Here is a 21,746-nt window from a genome sequence, read left to right as displayed (position 1 = left end):
GTTCACAGGATATTTACCGTGAAAATCCTATAATCGGGCTAGGGTATTCCAAACATTGAGTAGTTACGGTCACTTATGATGAATCAGAAAATTCTTCTCGCTGAAGACGACAACGATATGCGCCGCTTCCTCGTCAAGGCGCTGGAAAAAGCCGGTTACAAGGTTTCTTCCTTCGACAATGGCGCCAGCGCCTATGACCGGCTTCGCGAAGAGCCCTTTTCGCTTCTGCTGACCGATATCGTCATGCCCGAAATGGACGGCATCGAGCTTGCACGGCGCGCGACCGAACTCGACCCGGACCTGAAAGTCATGTTCATTACCGGCTTTGCAGCCGTTGCGCTGAATGCCGATTCGAAGGCCCCGAAGGACGCCAAGGTGCTTTCCAAGCCGTTCCATCTGCGCGATCTGGTGGATGAGGTCAACAAACTCCTTGTGGCGTAAGGCCTCTCAAAAAACCTTCACAAAACCGAAAAAAAGCAGTTGACGCATGAACCGGTTTTGTGGTCTATCCGCCGCCACGGAGGGCGTGTAGCTCAGCGGGAGAGCACTACGTTGACATCGTAGGGGTCACAGGTTCAATCCCTGTCACGCCCACCATCCGAATTCTTGAGTATCAAGGCCTTGCGAGAGATCGCAGGGCCTTTTTGCATAGTGGCCCCCAGCGAGTGACACTTGCATCTGCCTTACCGTCTTCGACGCCACGCAGTTCGGAGATAACGTTCGTATCGCGCAGGTCTTTCACGATAGATTGACCCCGGGTTCCGATTTCTGCTCTGGGGTATTCAGATCAGTTGTCGACAGTCCGGGCATTGAAAGAGCATCGACGAGGTTACGGCGCTTTCCAGTCAGGCGTTCGAACCGGCTTTAGGTCATCAACACCGGGGACGGCTTACCGCGATCTGTAGCGATCACAGGTCCCATTTAGGCGGTTTTCTTTGTCTGCTGAGGTCACGGCTTCCCATCAACTCACAATTTATTGTTGTTGCGCTTCGGAGCAATATCGCCTTGTTTGTAGACTCAAAATCTTCACGGGGAGAGAAACGATGTCCATAAAAACAACAACTCGCGCCACTCTGCTGGTAGGATCGCTTCTGATTGGGGCGAGTTCTGCACTTGCAGAAACAGTTCTACACCGCGGCAATGCCGGGGAACCGCAGACGCTCGATCAGGCACAGACCTCCATCAACATCGAAGCCTTTATCCTGAAAGACCTTTATGAAGGTCTCACCATTTACGATGCCGCCGGCAAGATCGTTCCTGGTACGGCGGAAAGCTGGACACTGTCTGAGGATGGTACCGTCTACACGTTCAAACTGCGTGCGGATGCGAAATGGTCGGATGGCACGCCGGTAACGGCCGGAGATTTTGTGTTCTCCTACCAGCGCGTCGAAGATCCGAAGACCGCCGCAAAATATGCAAATATCCTTTACCCGATCAAGAACGCCGAAAAGATCAACAAGGGCGATGTTCCGGTTGACCAGCTTGGCGTCAAGGCGGTGGATGACAAGACCCTTGAGATCACACTTGAGCGCCCGACACCTTTCTTCCTTGAACTCCTTTCTCACCAGGCGGCTCTGCCAATCTCCAAGGCAAGCTACGAAAAGAATGGCACCGACTTCGTAAAGCCCGGCGTCATGGTCTCGAACGGTGCCTATAAACTCGAAGCGCATGTTCCCAATGACAGTTTGACGGTCGTCAAGAACACCAGTTTCTGGGATGCATCCAACACCAAGATCGACAAGGTCATCTTCTACCCGATCGACGATCAGGCCGCATCCGTTCGTCGTTTCGAAGCAAAGGAAATGGACCTCGCCTACAACTTTTCCGCGGATCAGATTGACCGTCTGCGCAAGGCCTATGGCGAACAGGTTCACGTTTCGCCGACGCTTGCCACCTATTACTACACCTTCGATACCCGCGAAGCGCCGTATAATGACGTCCGTGTCCGCCAGGCGCTCTCCATGGCAGTAGACCGCGATTTCCTTGCCAAGGAAATCTATAGCGGTTCTCAGATTCCGGCCTATTCCATGGTTCCTCCGGGCATGGATTCCTACAAAGAGCCGGCAAAGGCCGACTTTGCCACGCTGTCTCAGCTTGATCGTGAAGACGAAGCCCTCAAGCTCATGAAGGACGCTGGTTACGGTGAGGGTGGCAAGCCGCTTTCCATCGAAATCCGTTACAACACCAACCCGAACCATGAACGCGTCGCGACGGCTATCGCTGATATGTGGAAGAACACCTTCGGCGCGAAGGTGTCGCTGGTGAACCTCGACGTCGCCTCGCACTATGGCTACCTTCAGGAAGGCGGCAAATTCAATGTGGCGCGTGCCGGTTGGGTTGCCGACTATGCGGATGCCGAAAACTTCCTGGCGCTTTCGGTATCTTCCAACAAGACCTTCAACTATTCCAAGTTCAACAACGCCGAATACGACGCGCTGATGCAGAAGTCTTACGACGAGAAGGATCCTGCCGCTCGCTCCAAGCTGCTGCATGAGGCAGAAACCATCCTCATGAAGGAACAGCCGGTTGTTCCGCTTCTGACGCAGGCCGATCTCTGGCTGGTTTCCAACCGCGTCAAGGGTTGGGTCGACAATGCTGCCAACGCACACCTCAGCCGCTTCCTGAGCGTTTCCGAATAAGCAGCGTCGGCACGGTGGCTCACACCACCGTGCCATGCCGGAGTCCGAAAAAGCATGATCTCGTTTATCCTGCGCCGTTTGGCGAGTGCGGTGCCGACTTTGTTTATCGTCGTCACGATTTCGTTTTTCCTGATGCGTTTCGCACCGGGCGGTCCGTTCAATCTTGAACGTCCCCTGCCGCCGCAGACGATGGAAAACCTGATGAGAACCTATCATCTGGATGAACCATTGTGGCGCCAGTATCTCATCTATCTCGGCAATGCCGTCACCGGCGATTTCGGTCCGAGTTACGTCTACAAGGACAATACCGTCGCGCAATTGATCGGCAAGGGTCTGCCTTATTCGCTGGAACTCGGCAGCTATGCTCTTTTGCTGGCGCTGGTGGGCGGCGTTCTTGCCGGTACTCTGGCTGCGCTCAGGCAGAATAGTGTCTTCGATTTTTCGATCATGTCGATTTCGACGGTTGGCGTTACCGTGCCGAACTTCGTTGTCGCACCCGTTCTCACGCTTGTCTTTGCCGTCATACTCGGTCTTCTGCCCGCCGGCAGCTGGGGCGACGGATCGCTGCGATATCTCATCCTTCCAATGATCGCGCTCGCTTTGCCGCAGCTTGCGGTCATCGCGCGTCTGACACGCGGTGCAATGATCGAGGCTTTGCGGATGGACCACATTCGCACCGCCAAGGCTTATGGCCTTCCGGCGCGCAACGTGGTGGTATTCCACGCCATGCGCGCGGCGATGCTTCCGGTCGTTTCCTATCTGGCTCCCTGCGCCGCAGCATTGTTGACGGGTTCGGCGGTCATCGAGACGATCTTCACTATTCCGGGTGTCGGCCGCTACTTCGTTCTTGGTGCGATCAATCGTGACTACACCCTGGTCATGGGAACCGTCGTTCTCGTCGCCATTTTTGTCATCCTGTTCAATCTCGTGGTCGATATTCTCTACGGCCTGCTGGATCCGAGGGTCAGACATGACTGATATCCCCGGCAATATTGCCCCTCAACCATTGGTAAAAAGCCGAAGCCTGTTCCAGCTGGCAGCCCTGCGTTTCAAACGAAACAAAGCCGCCATGGCAGGTTCCGTCATGCTGCTGCTGATCACGCTTTTCTCGTTCATCGGTCCGCATTTCCTCACACATACCTACGATCAGGTGTTTTCGTCCTATGTCTCCGTCCCGCCGAGCCTTGAGCCGCGCCCGGATGTGAACAACCTTCAGGGCGTGATGGAGGGTGTTGCCAGCCGGGCGCGCGTGGAGTTGAAGGAATTCTCCGTCGAAGGGCAGACCTTCACGGCAACCGTCACCTCCAGCAGCCCGATTGACCCGCGCACGACACGCTATTTCGACCGCGCCAACGAATTCGAAAACACAAAGGTCGTCGCCACCGAAGATGAGGGTCGAACGCTGAAGCTGGAAGGCGACGTCAACCGCGAGTACTTCTTCTTCGGCACGGATTCGAACGGTCGCGACATGCTGGCGCGCGTGATGCTGGGTGGGCAAATCTCAATCGCCGTCGGCGTTCTCGCCAGCCTCGTTTCGCTCGGAATCGGCGTGCTTTACGGCGCAACTGCGGGGTATATCGGTGGGCGTGTCGATAATGTCATGATGCGTTTCGTCGAAATCCTCTATTCGCTGCCTTTTGTCTTTCTGGTGGTCGTTCTGGTGGTCTTTTTCGGCCGCAGCTTCATCCTGATCTTTCTGGTCATCGGTGCGGTGGAATGGCTGGATATGGCGCGTATCGTCCGCGGTCAGACGCTTGCCCTGAAACGGCGGGAATTTGTGGGCGCCGCACAGGCTTTGGGTTTGAGCGACTGGCAGATCATCCGCCGTCACATCATCCCGAATACGATCGGGCCCGTCGTCGTGTTCGTCACGGTCGTCGTACCCAAAGTCATTCTTCTGGAAAGCTTCCTCTCCTTCCTCGGTCTTGGCGTGCAGGCGCCGCTCACGAGCTGGGGTGCGCTGATTTCCGAAGGTGCCAACAATATCCAATCGGCCCCCTGGCTCCTGATATTTCCGGCGATCTTCTTCGTACTGACCCTGTTTTCGCTCAATTTTGTGGGCGACGGGTTGCGCGATGCACTCGATCCCAAGGATCGTTGACATGAATACGACATCTGAAACCATCCTCACCGTCCGTAATCTCAAGGTCGATTTCACAACGCCGGATGGCACGGTGAAAGCCGTCAAGGGCATCGATCTTGACGTCAAGCAGGGTGAAACGCTTGCCGTCGTCGGAGAATCCGGTTCCGGCAAAAGCCAGACCATGATGGGCATCATGGGGCTGCTGGCATCCAACGGCGTTATTGAAGGCTCGGCAAAATATCGCGGACGAGAGCTGATCGGTCTGCCGGTCGGCGAGCTGAACAATATCCGGGGTGCGAAAATCACCATGATTTTCCAGGAGCCGATGACCTCGCTCGATCCTCTCTATAGGATCGGCGCGCAAATCGCCGAACCGATCCTCCACCACAGGGGCGGCAGCAAAAAAGAGGCGCGCGCCCGCGTTCTCGAACTCCTGAAGCTCGTGGGAATTCCCGATCCGGAGCGGCGTATAGACAGCTATCCCCACGAACTTTCCGGTGGCCAGCGCCAGCGCGTCATGATCGCCATGGCTCTCGCGAATGAACCGGATATTCTGATTGCGGATGAGCCGACCACTGCGCTTGACGTGACGATCCAGGCGCAAATCCTCGACCTTCTGAAGTCGTTGCAACAACGCTTCGGCATGGCCATCGTCCTGATCACACATGATCTTGGCGTGGTTCGCCATTTTGCCAATCGTGTGGCTGTCATGCGCCGTGGGGAGATTGTCGAGGCCGGTACGACGGAAGATATCTTCGATCGCCCGCAGGCGGATTACACCAGGATGCTTCTCGATGCGGAACCCAGCGGACACAAGCCGGCAATTAGTGCAGAGGCGCCGGTCGTGCTCTCCGGCCAGGGCGTGACGATCGATTATACAATTCCTGGTGGCTTCTTGTCGAAGTCTCGTAGGTTCCGAGCCGTCGACGGCGTCAATGTCAACCTCCACCAGGGACAGACCATAGGCATCGTCGGTGAGTCCGGATCAGGCAAGTCCACGCTCGGTCGTGCGCTTCTGCGTCTAATTGTGGCAGATGGCCGCATTTTCTTCGGCGGGAGGGAAATTACTGGACTTGATCGGAAGGCAATGCGGCCATTGCGGCGGCGTCTGCAGCTTGTGTTCCAGGACCCCTATGGCTCGCTTTCGCCAAGACAGACGGTCGGAGAGATCATCACGGAAGGCCTGTTTGTGCATGAGCAACGGCTGAGCCGAGCGGAACGGGACAAGCGGGCAATAGAAGCACTGAAAGAAGTCGGTCTCGATCCCGCCGCTCGCAACCGTTACCCTCACGAGTTCTCGGGCGGACAACGTCAGCGTATCGCAATCGCCCGCGCGATCATCCTCAAACCGGATGTCGTCATTCTCGACGAACCGACATCCGCACTGGACCGATCCGTTCAGGGACAAGTTATCGATCTACTGCGTGATTTGCAGAAGACGCATGGCCTTTCTTACATCTTCATCAGCCACGACCTTTCTGTCATCAAGGCGATTTCGGATTACGTCATCGTCATGAGAAACGGGAAGATTGTGGAGGAAGGAGAAACGGATGCCATATTCAACAGTCCGACGGCTGAATATACCGAAACACTCATCAAATCTGCTTTTTCAGTGGAAGCGGCACCATAGATTATAGCACGGCCGTGGCAGGCCTTCTCTGGCCCTGAACCACTTGAAAAAAGAGCGGCAACGTCATGCGGCCAGGCTAGTTGCACCTATTTTCGACGGAATCCGTAACCCGCCGCTCGGGAATACTGCTCTGACTGCCTTTTCGCGAGCATGTCAGCGCCGCATCGCCGCCTTGAGCGGCAAGCCGCGCAAGCACGGCGACGAAACAATCGCCGGCTGCCGTTGTGTTCCTGTACGTCGACGGAGGTGATGATCATGACGCGGTTTCCCTAAGCGATCTGAACGAAGTGACCTTCGCCGGCTTCTTCATAGGTCCGCTTCGGCGGCACATAATCGGCAGCGCGGAACGGGCTTTTGATCTCGTCATTGGAGATACGGCGTGTCTGTCGGCGCGAGGGATCGGCAATCGGGACCGCCGCCATCAGCCGCTTGGTATATTCGTGCTGCGGGTTTTCGAAGACGGCCTGACGCGGGCCAATTTCGACGATCTCTCCGAGATACATCACGGCGACGCGGTGGCTGATGCGCTCTACAACCGCCATGTCATGGCTGATGAAGAGATAGCCGAGGCCGTATTTTTCCTGAAGGTCGAGCATCAGATTGATGACCTGTGCCTTGACCGAGACATCGAGCGCAGACACCGACTCGTCGGCAATCAGGAGCTTCGGCTCCAGCGCCAGGGCGCGGGCGATACAGACGCGTTGACGCTGGCCGCCGGAAAATTCGTGCGGGAAGCGGTCCGCCATCGAAGCGGAAAGGCCGACACGTTCCAGAAGGTCACCCACGCGCTGACGCGCTTGCGAAGCTGGCGCCAGACCATGGGTGATCATCGGCTCGGCGATCGCCTGGCCGACGCGGATGCGCGGATTGAGGCTTTCGAACGGGTCCTGGAAGATCATCTGCGCTTCGCGGCGGATATCGGCGAGATCACTCTTGCCGGCCGTGAGTACATTCTTGCCGCCAATCTGCACTTCACCGGATACCGCATCGGTAAGCCGAATGATCGAGCGGCCGGTGGTAGATTTGCCGCAACCGGATTCGCCGACCAGCGACAGGGTTTCCCCCTGACGCAGTTCCAGCGATACGCCTTCGACCGCGTGGATGCAGCCGACGGTCTTGCGCAGGAAGCCCTTCCGGATCGGAAAGCGCGTAATCAGGTTGTCGACCTTGAGGATCGGTGGGTGATCGCGCTTGACCGTATCCTCGGTCGGCTTGACCGGCTGAATCTCCCCGGTTGCCATGTCCACCTGCGGGAACCGCAACGGGCGATCCTTGCCGGTCATCGAGCCAAGCTGTGGTACTGCCGACAACAGCGCGCGGGTATAGGGATGTTTGGCGCCGGCAAAGAGATCATGCGTCGTGCCGGTCTCAACCTGTTCGCCACGATACATCACCACCGTACGGTCGGATATTTCCGCAACAACGCCCATGTCATGGGTGATGAAGAGAACGGACATGCCTTCCTCTTCCTGCAGTGTCTTGATGAGTTCGAGGATCTGGGCCTGGATGGTCACATCGAGCGCCGTCGTCGGTTCGTCGGCGATCAGCAGCTTTGGATCACAGGCAAGCGCAATCGCGATAACGACACGCTGGCGCATGCCGCCCGAAAAATTCATCGGATATTCGTTAAGGCGCGACTTTGCCGAGGGAATGCGGACCTTTTCCAGAAGCCGCACGGCTTCCGCCTGAGCTTCGGTTTCCGTCATGCCGCGGTGCTGGCGCAGGACCTCGGTGATCTGCGCACCGATCTTCAGCACCGGGTTGAGCGAAGTCATCGGCTCCTGAAAGATCATGCCAATGCGATTGCCGCGGATTTTCTGCATGTCTTCAAGCGGGATCGTCAGAAGATCCTTGCCCTCGAACTCGATCCTTCCGGCCACGCGTGAATTGCCCGGCGACAGAAGCCGCATGATCGACATCGCCGTGACGCTCTTGCCCGAACCGGATTCACCGACAACGGCGACGGTTTCCTTCGGCGCGATATCGAAGCTGACATCATGCACGACATTGCGCCACTCGCCACCGACGCGGAAGGCCGTGTTGAGATTGGAAATCGAAAGAATTGGATTGGTCATGATCTTAGCCCTCACGACGCGGATTGAGGATATCGCGCAGGGAATCGCCGATCAGGTTGATCGCGACGATGAGCAACAGAAGGGCGATGCCCGGGAATAGGCTGATCCAGTAGTCACCGGAAAGCAGGTATTCGAAGCCGTTCGAGATCAGCAGACCAAGGGACGGCTCCGTCACCGGCAGGCCGATGCCGAGGAAGGAAAGCGTTGCTTCCAGCATGATGGCATAAGCGACGCGCATGGTGGCGACGACGATCAGCGGCGGCAGGCAGTTCGGCAGGATGTGCCGGAACAGGATGTTGCGGTCCGGCAGCGCCATCGAGCGGGCGGCATCGACATAGGCGCGTTTGCGCTCGACCAGCGCCGAACCGCGGATCGTGCGGGCATAATAAGCCCATTGCGTCACCACCAGAGCCAGAATGATCTTGTCGACACCCTGGCCGAGAATGGCGAGGAAAATCAGCGCAATCAGGATCGCGGGGAAGCTGAGCTGGATATCGACGATACGCATCAGCACCGAGTCCAGCCGGCCGCCGACATAGGCGCTGGTGAGGCCGGTCGATGCGCCGATGACGAGCGCGATTGCCGCACTGGAGAGGCCGACGAGGATACTGGTGCGCAGGCCATAGAGAATGGCGCTGAACAGGTCGCGGCCCTGCGTGTCGGTGCCGATCAGATAGGTCATGCCCGACATGCTTTCCGAACCCGGTGGCAGGCGACCGTCGAGAATGTCGAGCTGAGCCAGATCATACGGATTTTGCGGTGCGATGACCGGCGCGAAGATGGCAGCCACGATAAAGATCGTCACCAGTATGATGCCGACGAGCGCGAGCTTGTCGTGCAGCAGCGCATGGACGACTTCCCGGGTGGGGGAACGCGAGGTGGATCTCGCGCCGCTGTTTGCGGCGGCATGAACCGAAACGGTCGAGCTGTTGTTGTCGGTCATCACGAATTCCCCTCAAGGCGAACGCGGGGGTCGACGATGGAGTACAGAATGTCGACCAGAAGATTGATGATGCTGAACATCACCACGGTGATCATCAGGTAGGCGAGGATGACGGGACGGTCGAGAACGCCGATAGCGTCGATGATCAGCTTGCCCATGCCCGGCCAGGCAAAGATCGTTTCCGTGACGACAGCGAAAGCGATCAGCGAGCCGAGTTCCAGACCGATGACGGTGATCAACGGGATCAGCGTGTTCTTCAGCACATGCACGGTAACGATACGGCGTTCCGGCAGACCCTTGGCGCGGGCGAAACGAACGAAATCGAGCTGCATGGTTTCCATCACGCCGGCGCGTGTAAGACGAATGACCAGCGAAATCTTGAACAGCGCCAGATTGAAGGCCGGCAACAGCAGATGCGTCAAGCCATCGAACGTGAAGAGGCTGAGCGGCACGCCAAGGACGTTGACAGTCTCACCGCGACCCGATGCGGGCAACCAGCCTAAATAGACGCTGAACAGCATGATCATGACGAGCCCGATCCAGAATGTCGGCAGACTGAAACCGAGGATCGAGAAGGTCATGATCGACTTGGAGATAAAGCCCTTCGGCTTGAGGCCGGCATAAACGCCGAGCGGAATGCCGATAACGAGCGCCATGAACAGCGCGACGAAGGCAAGTTCCAGCGTTGCCGGCATGCGGTTCAAAATCAGGGTCAGCGCCGGCTGGTTGAACACAAAGGAATTGCCGAGATCGCCGGAAAGCGCTCGCGTGAGGAACAGCCAGTATTGTTCCCAAACCGACTTGTCGAGGCCGAAGGACTGGATGACCTGCAGGCGTTCCGCCGGTGTCGCAGTCGGGCTCAGCAGCACGTCAACCGGATTGCCGACGAGATAGAGGCCGACAAAGACCAGAACCGACATGACAAAAAGCGTGAGCACGGTTTGTAGCGACCGGCTTAGAAGATATCCGCTCATGAGCTTGAGCCTCCCAGGGTTTTTCTGCCGAGCGCTGCACCGCCATGGCGGGCGATGCGCTCGATCAGCAATTCGATGAAACCGGCCTCGTCGACATCGGTAACGACGGTGGTGTTCGCCGCCCGGTCCATCTTCTTGTAGAAATCGGCGTAGGTGTAACCCATCGTGAGACCGGTGACCTCAACGCCGACAAAAGCCTCCCGGCTGGTAAACAATTCGGGTCGGATCAGCCACGCGATCGTCGTCGCATCGTGGATCGGTCCGCCGGGTCGGCCGAAACGTTTGACGTCGCTGCGGTCGAAGGTCGAGAAAAGATTGAAAAGGGCGTCGCCCGCTTCGCCGCCGGCACGGAACCGTTCAAAATGTTTGGCCGTAAACAGCGCCTGGAAGGTCATGTCGAGCGGCATCAGTACAATCGGAACGCCGGACTGGAAGACGATTTCGGCGGCATGCGGATCGGCATAGATGTTGAATTCGGCCCATGGCGTGCGATGGCCAAGTGCGGTGAACGCTCCCCCCATCGAAACGATCCGGCGGATGCCGCGGGCAACGTCCGGATGCTGGATCAACGCCAGCGCCACATTCGTCATCGGCCCGATAGCGCAGATGGTGACCGGCTCGCCTGCCGCTGCCGCCGCCCGCGCCGTTCGGACGATAAAACGCACCGCGTTTTCTTCCGCCGCAACGATATCGCCGGCCTTGACCAGCGTATCGTCGAAAGCGCCGATGCGGGCATATTTTCCATAGACCTGTTGGCGCACCAGCGGACCGCTGGCACCGGCATAAACCAGCACATCACGCCGTCCGCTCAGGCCGACAAGCTTGCAGGCATTGGCGACCGTATCGCGAAGCGGCACATTGCCGGCGACAATGGACAGTCCCAGAACCTCGATTTCCGGCGAGGCAAGCGCCATCAGAATGGCGGCGGCATCGTCCACGCCCGGATCCGCATCGATGATGACCTTGTGGGGTTTCATGCGACGACCTTTTCGGCATAACGCGACAGGCGCTCGAGGAAGAAAGCGATCACGCCTTCCGCATCGACCTTGGTGACGATGTCGGCATTCGGCTCCAGGCCGCTCTTGCCGTACCAGTCGGCAATCGTCTGGCCCATGCAAAGCTCGCTTTCATATTCGACGAAAACACGTGCCCTCTGGGTTTCGAACAGATGTGGCGCAAGAATATAGGCCATGACCAGGGGATCGTGCAGCGGGCCGCCTCGCGAACCATAACGGCGCACATCGTTGCGATCCCAAAACGCCATCAATTCGGCCAATGTTTCGGAAATACGGCCGCTGACACGCGAAAACTCGGCGACATGCTCCGGCTTCAACATGACCTGATGCGTGGCATCCAGCGACAGGGCAACAAGCGGAATTCCGCTCGAAAACACCACATGTGCGGCATGTGGGTCGGCCAGAACGTTGAATTCCGAGGTCATGGTGCGGTTGCCCGGTTCGCGATAAGCGCCGCCCATCATGACGATGCGTTCGATGCCTTCGGCAATCTGTGGCTTCATGCGCAAGGCAACCGCGACATTGGTGAGCGGCCCCAGGCAGCAGAGCGTGATACGCTCGCCCTGTTCGGCGGCCTTGCCCAGCGCGTCGATCAGGAAATCGACGGCGGACGTCTCTTCCGCCTTCTTCACCGGTTCCGGCAATACGGTGTTGCCGAGACCCGTCTTGCCATGAAACTGCCCGTGGATCGGCTCACGCAGCATCGGCCGGAAGCAGCCGGCATAGACCGGGATGTCGGCACGATTGCCGAGTTCGCAGACCTGCAGCGCATTGCGCACCGTGCGCTCCAGCGGCTGGTTGCCACAGACCGGCGTGATGCCCAGAATCTTAAGTTCCGGCGACACGAATGCAGTCAACAGGGCAATCGTGTCATCGATACCGGGATCACAATCGACGATGATCGAAATCGGCTTCATTCTCAATGCCTTCAATGTGTGGGATCAGAAAACTCAGAGCGCGCCGACATCGCGCAGCACACTGGCGATTTCCGCTCGCGCGGCTTCGCCGAGCGGCATTTGCGGATGCATCGGCGCACCGACGGCAAAACCCTGCAGATCGAGCGCCGTCTTGATGCAGGCGGCGATCGAATATTTCGCAAAAATCTCGTTGACCTTCCACATCGGCCGCTGAAGGTCCATCGCACGCGTCCAGTCACCGGCCTTGGCCGCCTCATAGAGCGCAATGCTCTGCCTGGGCACGATGCAGGCCGGACCGGCCATCCAGCCCACGCCACCAATCGTCATCACGCAGACAGGGATGTGCGCGGAGGCTGCAAATACCTCCATCCGGCCGCGGGTCCGCTCGATGATGGAAAGCAGGCGCCCCGTATTGGTCGAGGCGTCCTTGATGTAGCGGATATTATCGACCCGGCTCAGTCGCTCGATAACCGGCAACGAAAGATCGGAACGCTGGAACTGCGGATTGGTATAGAGCACCACCGGACGGCCTTTGGCCGCCCTGGCGATCGCAGTGAAATAGGCTTCCACACCCTCGTCGCTGACCGGAAAATAAGCTTCGAGGATCGCCAGAATGCCATCCGCGCCGGCCGCGACCATATATTCCGTCTGGGCAACGGCGTCGGCAGTGGAAGTCGACGCCACGCCGGCGACAACGGGAACCCGGCCGCGATTGGCCGAGATCACGGTATCGACGACGCGGCGTCTTTGCTCCTGGGAGAGATAGGCAAATTCGCCGGTGCTGCCGAGCGGCGTCAGACCATGCACGCCCGCGTCGACCAGGTGGTCCACCAGATCCGTCAGCACACCTGGCATCACCTCGCCGGCGCTATCGACCGGGGAAACGAGATAGGGAAATACACCGCTGAAAGACATGGTGGACCGCTCCTTTTCTTCGATCAGTTCGGCTTCACGTAATAGGGAAGCGTGTAACCGTCGGAACGACCCGCATAGTTGATATCGCCCTTCACCGCCCAGGTGTTGGCGAGATAGAAAACCGGAATGACACCGAGATCCGTCATCGCGATTTCCGTGGCCTTCTTCAGAAGTTCCTCACGCTTGGCGTCGTCGAGCGTCGAGCGGGCTTCGTTCAGGGCCTTGTCGAATTCCGGGTTGGAATAACGACCGCGATTGCCCTGACCGGCCTTTTCGCCGTAGGTCTCGAGGATCGGTCCAAGAACGCCCGAAGCCTCACCGGTTTCGACGGCGGCGCCGCCCATGATGAACGAAAACTCGAGGTTCGAGGCGCGGGTGAAATAGACGCTGCCCGGCAGGGTGGCTACTTCGGTCTTCACGCCGACGCGGCTGAAGAACTGGCCGATGGCCTGCGCAACCTTGCTATCGTTCGGATAGCGGTCATTCGATGCATGGAAGGTCAGCTGGAAACCGTCGGGATAACCGGCCTTCGCCAAAAGTTCCTTGGCCTTTGTCGGGTCATAGGCGTCGACTTTGATGGCGGGATCATAACCGAAATAACCTTCCGGCACGACTTGGCCGGCGGGCACGCCCTGCCCGTCCATGATGCGGTCGACCAGCGCTTCGCGGCTGATCGACAGGGATAGAGCGCGGCGCACTTCCGGTTTCAGGAGCGGGTTCTTGCCATCCGGACCCTTGGCGAAAGGCGATTCTTCGCGGGCTTGGTCCATGTGCAGATACATGATGCGGTTACCGGCAATGTTGACGACCTTGAGCTTGTCGGATGCCTCAAGCCGGCGGGTATCGGCCGTCGGGATGCTTTCGATCATGTCGACATCGCCCGAAAGCATGGCGGCAACGCGCGCGCTCGGGTTCTTGAAGACCCGGAAGGTCACCTTGTCCCAGGCAGCTTTTTCGCCCCAGTAAGCATCATTGCGCGCCACAACGACATTGTCGTCCGGCGACCAGGAAACGAACTTGAACGGGCCGGTGCCGACAACACCCTTGCCGGTGTTCATTTCGCCCGTCGTAACCTTTTCCATTTCGGCCGGAAGCATCGCGATACGACTGAGATTGTTGAGCAGAAGCGGCGTTGGGCCGGCAGTCTTGATACGGACCGTCAGCGGATCGACGACTTCGACCTTGGTTATAGCCTTCACGTAAGCGGCAAACGAGCTTGGGCTGTTGGTCGAGGCAAGTGGAATGCGCTTGATGCTGGCGACCACGTCTTCAGCGGTGAAATCGCTGCCGTCGTGGAATTTCACGCCTTCGCGCAGCTTGAATTCCCAGGTCTTGTCATCGACGATCTTCCAGGAAACAGCGAGCGCCGGCTGGATCTGCTGCTTGTCGTCCTGATTGACGAGGCCATCGAAAATGTTGCGCGCCATCGCACTGTTCGGGCCGACGACATAAAATTGCGGGTCCATGGACGTCGTGGAGGCGGACAGACCAACGGTCAGATCCCGGGCCTCACTCGCGAACGGCATGGCGAAAACAGACGCTGCCAATGCGGCTGCGAAAACAGAAAACTTCATGACGGGGACTCCTCCAGGTTGTCCGACCCGCGCTCCCTGCGGGTAAAAGACGAATTAACGTTTTACCTGGCAAAAGAAAAATTGCATTTTGTACTTAAGCCATGCCGCAATGTTATGGAAGGAAACCAGGTGAGACTGAAACCAAGGCAGGTCGAAGCGTTTCGAGCCGTGATGATGACCGGTGGCATTACCGCTGCGGCCGAAGCCCTGAACGTCACCCAGCCGGCCGTCAGTCGCCTTATCCGCGATCTCGAAGAGATCGTTCAAATGCGGCTGTTTGAACGCGTGGGCGCCAGATTGGTACCAACCGCCGAAGCCACACAGTTTTATCGGGAGGTCGAGCGGCTTTATCTCGGCCTCGATCAGATTGCTCAGGCCGCCGATGACATACGCGCCCACAAGAACACCGTTCTGCGCATTGGCAGCGTGACGTCGCTGGTTCGCCCCTACCTGCATCGGGCGATTGTCGAAACCATTGGCGACCGGCTGGATATTCCGCTGGTGATCGACGTCGAAAACAGCCGGCATATATGGGATATGGTCGACCAGAACCGCTACGATCTCGGGCTGGTTTTCGGCTCTCCCAGAATGGCGGACAAGAACGCCACGCCTCTGCACAGTTCCTATGCCGTTGCCGCAATGACGGCAGATCATCGACTGGCATCCCGCCGGGTCGTCACGCCAAATGACCTTCTCGATGAACGAGTGCTCATTCCTGGCCGCAATTCTCCGCTCAGGCTCGCGCTCGACCGCGCCTTCTCAATCGAAGATCACCAACCGACAAGCACGATGGAAACGTCAATGCTGAACTGCTGCCACTTTGCATCGGCGGGCATGGGCGTTGGCATCGTGGATCATACCAGCCTGCGCTCTGCCGGTGCCGAAGTGGTGGCGATACCATTCGAACCGAAGATCGAAGTGTCCTACTACGCGATACGGCCAATCGGTGCGCAGAGAATTGCTGTTCTTGATGAGTTGATTGAGCGCATCCGTCAAATGATGAGCGCCGCAGGAGACCTTGGTTCGTATCTAACATTACGAGAGTCTTGAGGAGATACGGATCGTTCCCGGTTATTTCCTCAGCCTTCCATGCATTCTCGTATCCGCAATAAATTTCACATTATAAAATAAAATTCAAACGGCATTGACGGCCGCTCGGTTTCCGGCTATCCCAATTCACATGCAATAAATTACATCGAATAAAATTTATTGCGGACTAAGTCATTATCCTTGGGAGGGGAATATGTTGGCTTTTCTGAAATCGACCGCTGCCGCGGGTGTTTTAGCCGTGACGATTGCCGCTGGTGCCGGTTCGCAGGCCACCGCTGCTGCGGGCAAATTTGCCTGCGAGCCGGGTGAGACCTATGTGATGAACGTCATGGTTTCCAGCCACCCCTACTGGGTGCCGGTCTTCGAGGGGTTCAAGCAGGCCGCAAAGGCGCTCGGCTGCGAGGCCGTTTTCACCGGCACCCCGGAATATGACATCACCAAGCAGATCGCATCTTTCGAGCAGGAACTGGTGAAGAAGCCGAAGGGCATTCTGCTGCATCCGATGCAGGCCGATCCCTTTATCGAACCGATCAACAAGGCGATCGGCTCCGGCGTTTCGGTAACGACTTTTGCGGCGGATTCTCCGAAGTCGAAGCGCACCGCCTATATCACCTCGGACAACGTTGCCGAGGCGAAATTCGCGGCTGACGAAATCGTCAAGAAACTTGGTGAAAAAGGCGAATATGCCGTTCTGGAGAATCCGGGACAGAGCAACCACGATCTGCGCGTCACCGCCCTCATCGACTATATGGGACGCACCTATCCGCAGATGAAGCTGGTCGGCCGCCAAGCGACCAACCAGGATGCGAATGTCGCCTATCAGGCAGTTGGCGCCCTGCTGCAGGCCAATCCTAATCTCGGCGCATTGTGGATACCCGAGGCCGGTTCGGCTGAAGGCGCGACCACCGCTGTTCTCGAGGCAAAAAAGAAGGTCCTGATCCTGCATGCGGATATCACCCCGGCTACGCTGGAACATATCAAGCAGGGCAATATCTACATGTCCATCAATCCCAATCAGGGCGTGCAGGGCTTCATGGGTTTCATGAACACGTTTCTGGGCGCCCATTCGGACCTGATCGACCCGTTCAACGACTACAAGGTTTCCGGCTTCAACCCGATGCAGGTTCCTTCGATGGACAATGGTTTCGCTGTCATTACCAAGGCGAACGCCGCTTCCTTCGATCTCAACGACTATATGAAGGGGCGCTGACGCGTCGCTCTGGACCCGGCGGGGTTTGCGCCTCGCCGGCCACAAGGGGAAGCAGGTTCGGGAGGGCGTTATGGGTGAGGTCATCCTCAGCATGACGAATATTCACAAGGCGTTCGGCCCCGTGCGGGCGCTGCGCAATGCGGCACTTGAGCTGCGACGTGGCGAAATCCATGCGCTGGCGGGTGAAAACGGCGCCGGCAAATCGACGCTGATGCATATCATCGACGGCATTCTGCAGCCGGATGGCGGGGAAATCGTGCTGGATGGCAAACCGGTCAAGATATCCTCGCCCAATGCGGCGAACCGGCTCGGCATCGGTTTCGTGCATCAGGAAATCGCGCTCTGCCCGGAGATTTCGGTCGCCGAGAACATGTTTATGTCGCAGACGGGCCAAAGCCGTTCCTGGTTCATGAACTATCGCGATCTCGAAAAGCGGGCGGCAATTGTGCTGCGGGAAATCGGTGATATCGATCCCGCCCGCCGGGCCGGCGACCTGTCGATTTCGCAACAGCAAATCGTCGAAATCGCCAAGGCGCTGACACTCGATTGCCGTATCCTCATCCTCGACGAGCCGACGGCGGCTTTGACCGAGACCGAAGCCCAGACACTTTTCAGGATCATGCACCGGCTGGCGGAACGGGGCATCGCCATCATCTATATCTCGCATCGTATGGCGGAGATTTTCGAACATTGCGACCGCATCACGGTGATGCGCGACGGCTGCCATATCAGGACGGAGAATATTGCCGATATTTCCCCGGAAGAGGTCGTCAACAGCATGGTGGGACGGGTGCTCGACAAGCTCTACCCGCCAAAGCTTTCGGAGGATGAAAAATCGGATGACGTCATTCTCTCTGTGCGGGGCCTGAACGAAGGAAAGCGGGTTTTCGATGTCGATTTCGATCTGCGCCGCGGCGAAATCCTGGGGCTTGCCGGGCTGATCGGCGCGGGAAGAAGCGAGATCGCCCGGGGGGTCTGCCGGCTGGAGGGGAAGCCGAGAGGCGAGGTTATGCTGCGGGGCCGGCCATTAAGGCTCAAGGATTATCGCGACAGCATCCGCGAGGGGCTGGTCTATCTGTCCGAGGATCGCAAGGGGGATGGGCTTTTCCTCAATATGTCCATCGCCTCGAATGTCTCCGCGCTCGATATCGGCAGGGTGTCGAACGGCATGGGCTTCATCGAACGGCGCAAGGAAATGAAGCGCGCCGATGAGCTGGGACGCCGGCTGAAATTGCGGGCGAACAGCATCGGCGATGCGGTATCGACCCTGAGCGGCGGCAACCAGCAGAAGGTGGCGCTGGCGAAGATGCTCTCGGTGGAGCCGGAGGTCATCTTTCTGGATGAGCCGACACGCGGGGTGGATGTGGGCGCGAAGGCGGAAATCCATCGCCAGATCCGGGAACTGGCGCGTGAGGGGGTCGGTGTGGTCGTCATCTCTTCGGAGCTGCCGGAACTCATCGGTGTCAGCGACCGCGTGCTGGTCGTGCGCGAGGGGCGCATCACGGGTGAGGTCGAGGGCGAAGACATGACGGAGGAAAAGATCATGCAGCTCGCATCGATCAATATTGTGCATAGCCCGGAAAGGGCCTGAGGGAGCGGGAAAATGGCAACATCGGAAACACCTTCGGGCATAGCTGAGACGGCGGTTCGCCGCACCGCCTGGTGGGAGCCGGCGCTGAAAGCGCGCGAAACCGGGCTGATCGTCATCATCCTCGCGCTTTTTGCAGTGATGTCCTTCATATCTCCGTATTTCCTGACCGTGGACAATCTGCGGGCCATGGCCATGGTCTTCGCCATCGAAAGCATCGTCGTGGTGGGCATGACGATCCTGCTGATCTCTGGCGGTATCGACCTTTCGGTTGGCTCCGTCACCGCACTTGCGATGGTGGCGGCTGGCTGGCTGTTTCTCAATGGCGTCGACCCATGGGTGGCGGCGGGGCTGGCGATCTGCCTTACGACCTTGATCGGCATGGCCATGGGATTCCTGACGACGGTGATCGGCCTGCATCATTTCATCGTGTCGCTGGGCGTCATGGTGATTGCGCGCGGTGTGTGCCTGCTGGCGACGGGCGGGCGACCGCTTGGGCTCTATTCCCTGCCGCCGGAATTCAAGTTCATCGGTCAGGGCGCGCTTGGCGGCATTCCGCTGGTGCTGATCATCTTCGCGGTGGTGGTCGTTGTTTTCGATCTGCTGCTGCGACGCACGACCGCCTTCCGCAAGGTGTTCTATACCGGCAGCAATCCGAAGGCCGCGGCCTATTCCGGTATCCGCGTCGGTCGGGTGGTGTTCGCCACCACCACGCTTTGTTCGATGTTGTGCGGTGTTGCAGGCGTTATCTATATGGCCCGTTTCGGTTCTGCCCAGCCCAGCTTCGGCGTCGGCATGGAACTCAACGTGATTGCGGCGGCGGTCATCGGTGGCGCGAGCCTTTCGGGCGGCTCGGGCACCATTCTCGGCGCGATCCTTGGGGCGATCCTTCTTTCGGTGGTTTCCAGTTCGCTTGCCTTGCTCAATGTGTCTGTCTACTGGCAGGACATCATCAGGGGCAGCATATTGCTGACTGCGGTCCTGTTCGACCACTATCTGGTCAGGCGCCGCCGTTGAACGCCCTTCGCTCGCCCGAGGGTAACTGGAGAAAGACGACCATGCTGGATATCAAGGACGATTTCGATCAACAGAGGCAGATGTATTCCGTCCTGGTGCTGCATTTCATCGAGGGTGTGAAGCAGTCGGAAATCGCCGAGCGGCTCAATCTTTCCCATACCAAGGTGAACCGCATGATTGCGGCCGGCCGCAAGGCGGGCATGGTGAAGATCACCATCGCCAGTCCCTATCAGAGGCTGGTGGACCTTGAAAACGAGATCACCCGCCGTTTCGGCCTCAGGCAGTCGGTGGTAACGCCGACGGTCTCCGATAATCCGGAAACCGCCTTGCAGATGGTGGGTCGGGTGGCCGCCAACCATTTGCTGGAGACCATTCGTGACGGTGATGTGATCGCGATTACCGGCGGCAAGGCGGTGAGTGCCGTTGTCGACAATCTGGAGGCGGAGCGTCGTTTCGATGTGCGGGTGGTGCCGCTGACCGGCGGCGTGCAGGGCAAGCACTATACGGATGTCAATCATCTCGCCACGCAACTGGCGGAGAAGCTCGGCGGCAGCGCATCGCTCGTTCATGCGCCGCTGTTTGCCGAGGATGAGGAACAGCGCGATCTGCTGATGAATGTCGCATCGATCCGCGAGGTCTTCGATCTGGCCCGGCAGGCGCAGGTGGCGCTGGTCGGCATCGGCTCCGTGGAGGCTCCGGGCTCCGGCTATTACGATCTTCTGCCGGATGCGGCCCGTGGCGGGCAGGCGCTGGTGGATGCGGGCATTGCCGGCGAGTTTCTTGCCCATCTCACCATGGCGGACGGGCAGCTGGCGCGCATCGATCTCAACTCGCGCGTGGTGGCGCTGGACCCCGGGCAGCTCGCCCGGTGCCCGAATATCATCGGTGTGGCGGCAGGCGCCATCAAGGCCGGACCGGTGGCGGCCACGCTTGCCGGCCGCTATCTGACCTCGCTCGTTGTGGACGAGGCGATAGCCGGCTATTTACTGGATCATGAAGGAGGGGAAACCGCGTGACGGACAATGCAATATTGACCCGGACGATCGGCAGAAGCGGCATCGGCGCATCCGCCGTGGGGCTCGGCACCTGGGCCATCGGCGGCTGGATGTGGGGCGGCACCGACGAGCGGCAATCCATCGCCGCCATCCAGGCCTCCATCGATGCGGGTATTTCCCTGATCGATACCGCACCGGCCTATGGCATGGGGCTTGCGGAAACCATCGTTGGCAAGGCAATTGCCGGCAGGCGCGAGAAGGTGGTGTTGGTTACCAAATGCGGGCTGGTCTGGCATGTGAACGAGGGTGCTTATTTCTTCCATCAGGATGGCAAGCCCGTTCACCGTTATCTCGGTGCCGCTTCCATCCGGCATGAGGTCGAAGAGAGCCTGAAACGGCTCGGAACCGACTATATCGATCATTACGTGACCCATTGGCAGGACGCCACGACGCCGATTGCCGAAACGGTCGGGGCTTTGGTGCGGCTGAAAGAGGAGGGGAAGATCCGCTCCATCGGCGCAAGCAATGTCTCGCCCGGCGATCTCGAAGCCTATGTCGCCACCGGCGCGCTGGATGCCATTCAGGAAGAATATTCCATGGTGAAGCGCGATATCGAGGTGACGCTGCTGCCGCTTTGCCGAAAGAACGATGTCTCGGTCCTCAGCTATTCGTCGCTGGCGCTCGGTCTCCTCTCGGGCAAGGTCGGGCCTGAACGGGTCTTTGCGGAAGACGACCAGCGCCACGGCAACCCGCGCTTCAGCCAGGCGAACCGTCAGAAGATTGCACGGTTGATGGGCGTGCTGGAACCGGTGGCGGCCGCCCACGGGGCTTCGGTCGCGCAGGTGGTGATTGCCTGGACGATTGCGCAACCGGGCATAACATTCTCGCTGTGCGGCGCGCGCGATCCGGCTCAGGCGGTCGAAAACGCCGCGGCCGCACGTCTTCGCCTCACGGAGAGTGAGCTGGCGCTCATCAGCGCCGGTGTCGCGGAGCATCTTGTGGGGCTCGATACCTGATTACGTAGGCTGAGACGGGACTTCAGGCGAACAGCGCATCATTTTCGTCCCGTCTCTCATGTCGCTTTAAACGGTCAACAACATTGGGACGCTGGTCATCAGCC

18 protein-coding genes and 1 tRNA gene are annotated in these 21,746 nt (G+C 58.6%); 12 read left to right on the top strand and 7 right to left on the bottom strand.

Going from position 1 to position 21,746, the window contains the following annotated elements:
- Positions 1–78: 78 nt before the first annotated feature.
- The 6 genes from cpdR to ACQZ5G_RS24030 all read left to right on the top strand — a co-directional run bounded on the left by cpdR (position 79) and on the right by ACQZ5G_RS24030 (position 6,352).
- Positions 79–441 carry a cell cycle two-component system response regulator CpdR gene (gene cpdR / locus ACQZ5G_RS24055; protein ID WP_003497910.1) on the top strand — a complete coding sequence of 121 codons (363 nt, stop codon included), beginning with the start codon at positions 79–81 and terminating at the stop codon, positions 439–441.
- Positions 442–522: 81 nt separating this feature from the next.
- Positions 523–597 (top strand) — tRNA-Val (locus ACQZ5G_RS24050).
- Between the two features lie 446 nt (positions 598–1,043).
- A complete protein-coding gene (locus ACQZ5G_RS24045) occupies positions 1,044–2,639 on the top strand; it encodes a peptide ABC transporter substrate-binding protein (protein WP_078052177.1) in 1,596 nt (531 codons plus the stop codon).
- A gap of 54 nt (positions 2,640–2,693) precedes the next feature.
- Positions 2,694–3,617, top strand: coding sequence for an oligopeptide ABC transporter permease OppB (oppB, locus tag ACQZ5G_RS24040; RefSeq protein WP_448737858.1), 924 nt, complete (start codon positions 2,694–2,696; stop codon positions 3,615–3,617).
- On the top strand, positions 3,610–4,740 hold the full coding sequence (locus ACQZ5G_RS24035) for an ABC transporter permease (protein ID WP_059758035.1): 1,131 nt from the start codon (positions 3,610–3,612) through the stop codon (positions 4,738–4,740). The genes oppB and ACQZ5G_RS24035 overlap by 8 nt, the downstream gene beginning before the upstream one ends.
- Position 4,741: 1 nt before the next feature.
- On the top strand, positions 4,742–6,352 hold the full coding sequence (locus ACQZ5G_RS24030; protein WP_448737857.1) for an ABC transporter ATP-binding protein: 1,611 nt from the start codon (positions 4,742–4,744) through the stop codon (positions 6,350–6,352).
- Between the two features lie 269 nt (positions 6,353–6,621).
- Here ACQZ5G_RS24030 and ACQZ5G_RS24025 read toward each other — a convergent pair whose 3' ends face one another.
- From ACQZ5G_RS24025 to ACQZ5G_RS23995, 7 genes are read right to left on the bottom strand one after another with little or no spacing between them, the layout of a single operon-like run.
- A complete protein-coding gene (locus ACQZ5G_RS24025) occupies positions 6,622–8,427 on the bottom strand; it encodes an ABC transporter ATP-binding protein (RefSeq protein WP_448737856.1) in 1,806 nt (601 codons plus the stop codon).
- A gap of 4 nt (positions 8,428–8,431) precedes the next feature.
- Positions 8,432–9,370, bottom strand: a complete 939-nt coding sequence (locus ACQZ5G_RS24020; protein ID WP_448737855.1) for an ABC transporter permease — start codon at positions 9,368–9,370, stop codon at positions 8,432–8,434.
- Positions 9,370–10,344 (bottom strand): ABC transporter permease, encoded by a 975-nt coding sequence (locus ACQZ5G_RS24015; RefSeq protein WP_003519720.1) that lies wholly within the window; start codon positions 10,342–10,344, stop codon positions 9,370–9,372. The genes ACQZ5G_RS24020 and ACQZ5G_RS24015 overlap by 1 nt, the downstream gene beginning before the upstream one ends.
- Positions 10,341–11,321: a nucleoside hydrolase gene (locus tag ACQZ5G_RS24010; RefSeq protein ID WP_448737854.1), complete on the bottom strand. Its 981-nt coding sequence runs from the start codon at positions 11,319–11,321 to the stop codon at positions 10,341–10,343. Before ACQZ5G_RS24010 ends, ACQZ5G_RS24015 begins: the two co-directional genes overlap by 4 nt.
- Positions 11,318–12,277, bottom strand: coding sequence for a nucleoside hydrolase (locus tag ACQZ5G_RS24005; RefSeq protein WP_196378597.1), 960 nt, complete (start codon positions 12,275–12,277; stop codon positions 11,318–11,320). The genes ACQZ5G_RS24010 and ACQZ5G_RS24005 overlap by 4 nt, the downstream gene beginning before the upstream one ends.
- A 33-nt stretch (positions 12,278–12,310) precedes the next feature.
- The gene (locus ACQZ5G_RS24000; RefSeq protein WP_448737853.1) at positions 12,311–13,192 is read right to left on the bottom strand and encodes a dihydrodipicolinate synthase family protein; all 882 of its coding nucleotides are present in this window, start codon (positions 13,190–13,192) and stop codon (positions 12,311–12,313) included.
- 23 nt (positions 13,193–13,215) lie between these two features.
- Positions 13,216–14,766 (bottom strand): ABC transporter substrate-binding protein, encoded by a 1,551-nt coding sequence (locus ACQZ5G_RS23995; RefSeq protein ID WP_448737852.1) that lies wholly within the window; start codon positions 14,764–14,766, stop codon positions 13,216–13,218.
- 129 nt (positions 14,767–14,895) lie between these two features.
- Between ACQZ5G_RS23995 and ACQZ5G_RS23990 the strand changes: the two genes are divergently transcribed.
- From ACQZ5G_RS23990 to ACQZ5G_RS23965, 6 genes are all read left to right on the top strand, one after another.
- Positions 14,896–15,816, top strand: coding sequence for a LysR family transcriptional regulator (locus tag ACQZ5G_RS23990; RefSeq protein WP_448737900.1), 921 nt, complete (start codon positions 14,896–14,898; stop codon positions 15,814–15,816).
- Between the two features lie 193 nt (positions 15,817–16,009).
- Positions 16,010–17,026 carry a substrate-binding domain-containing protein gene (locus ACQZ5G_RS23985; RefSeq protein ID WP_003519712.1) on the top strand — a complete coding sequence of 339 codons (1,017 nt, stop codon included), beginning with the start codon at positions 16,010–16,012 and terminating at the stop codon, positions 17,024–17,026.
- Between the two features lie 70 nt (positions 17,027–17,096).
- Complete coding sequence (locus tag ACQZ5G_RS23980; protein ID WP_448737851.1) at positions 17,097–18,617, top strand: sugar ABC transporter ATP-binding protein; 1,521 nt, start codon at positions 17,097–17,099, stop codon at positions 18,615–18,617.
- A 12-nt stretch (positions 18,618–18,629) separates the two neighbouring features.
- Positions 18,630–19,631 (top strand): ABC transporter permease, encoded by a 1,002-nt coding sequence (locus ACQZ5G_RS23975; RefSeq protein ID WP_065656643.1) that lies wholly within the window; start codon positions 18,630–18,632, stop codon positions 19,629–19,631.
- A 41-nt stretch (positions 19,632–19,672) separates the two neighbouring features.
- Complete coding sequence (locus ACQZ5G_RS23970) at positions 19,673–20,647, top strand: sugar-binding transcriptional regulator (RefSeq protein WP_059757988.1); 975 nt, start codon at positions 19,673–19,675, stop codon at positions 20,645–20,647.
- The gene (locus ACQZ5G_RS23965; protein ID WP_003519708.1) at positions 20,644–21,642 is read left to right on the top strand and encodes an aldo/keto reductase; all 999 of its coding nucleotides are present in this window, start codon (positions 20,644–20,646) and stop codon (positions 21,640–21,642) included. Before ACQZ5G_RS23970 ends, ACQZ5G_RS23965 begins: the two co-directional genes overlap by 4 nt.
- Positions 21,643–21,746 lie beyond the last annotated feature (104 nt).

It is taken from the genome of Agrobacterium sp. 22-214-1 (assembly GCF_053522465.1).
The sequence above is the reverse complement of the archived record's forward strand: the minus strand, read 5'-3'. Positions and strand labels throughout refer to the sequence as shown.